The organism is Gymnodinialimonas sp. JB5-7 (assembly GCF_055693405.1).
In genome coordinates, this window is record NZ_JBVFUX010000010.1 from 1 (window position 1) to 1258 (window position 1258).

The 1258-nt window shown below is 51.7% G+C and carries 1 protein-coding gene; it reads right to left on the minus strand.

Features of this window, described 5'->3' with window-relative positions:
• Nucleotides 1–332: 332 nt before the first annotated feature.
• Entirely contained in the window at nucleotides 333–575 is a 243-nt protein-coding gene (locus tag ACZ1HK_RS07470; RefSeq protein ID WP_472628168.1) for a hypothetical protein, read from the minus strand.
• Between the last annotated feature and the right edge of the window lie 683 nt (nucleotides 576–1258).

A 1258-nucleotide genomic window follows, 5' to 3' on the forward strand; every position in this document is an offset into this window, starting at 1 on the left:
CTTTCGTGATACCTTTTCACCATACCCGCCGCTCGTTTGGTGGATACGCTTGGGCAGGCGGGCCGTCAAGCGGGCGTGGCAGGCGGTTGCAACGTTGCAACTGTGGTTTAAGGCATTGAAAAGGCTCAGGAAGCAAATTTCTTACCGGAATTTTAGGGATTTTCCGCCCTATTGAAAGTTCGGAAATGGAAGGAAACCTGCACCCCAATCGACCTCATCAGCTATTCAAATTTTGGCGCCTGTCTGTAAAATGAGTTATCAAAATATCCAGCCTTGAGAGCCTGTAGAGTGAGCCGTCCAATTGCCTACGAGAGCAGTGTCTTTGATAGCATTCATCGCAAAGCCGTAACGGCGAAAACGAATGCTATTTCGTCGGGTTCGTTGAAGGAATTCTGGCTAACCAACGGCTTGACGAAACGGAAGTTGAACCGCTTCTTGCGGAATGCGCGGCTATTTGGAACCTTAGCGGTGACGCAGATGCGAAAGAAATCGTTGAAGAAGCCAACGCCGGCCATACCCACACGGTCGAAGAACTTCTTGCTCTGCTCCAGCAAATCGCTGAGATGCGAATTCAAAGGATAGATGCCAATTGCACGCGATCAAAGGCAAACAGGCTTCTTGGGTTTTGCGCCGGTGTGAATTGCGATGCGATCATAACACTCAATGAGGCACGTGCGCTTCTCGCCAAGCTTAACGAACCACACGATTTGCAGACGGACCCACGGATAGACGCCCTGCGTTACGAATTGGTCGATGCACTTGCCGATGAATTTATCGAACCGGCAGAAAGCAACCGGATAGGAGAACTAATTTCAGAACTAATTGGCGACAGCTATGCCGATACCGGAGTGGCAAGTGTTGAAGCCATACCTGTGATGCACGATCTAGACGAAATTGACGAGGCGATATTACAGTCAGCTACAGTTTTGGTTACCGGAGCATTTAGATACGGTACACGAAATGAAGTTCACGGGCGGTTGGAGGAATTTGGGGCCAACGTCGTACGAAACGCATCAAAAAGTGGACATCGTAGTGATCGGAACACTTGGCTCACCTCACTACACGCTTTCACACCACGGCGGCAAGCTTGCCAGATGCCTTGAACTGCGCCGGAACGGGACTTCGCCTCGCATCTATCTGGAGGGCCAATTGAAAGAGGTATTCTCCTGAAGATCCTGAGCTTGTTCCGGGCGTCAGGCTCCGTGAAGTAGTGTTACCCTCGCCGACGTCTCCGGCGTCCACCCCCCGCGCCGCCGGG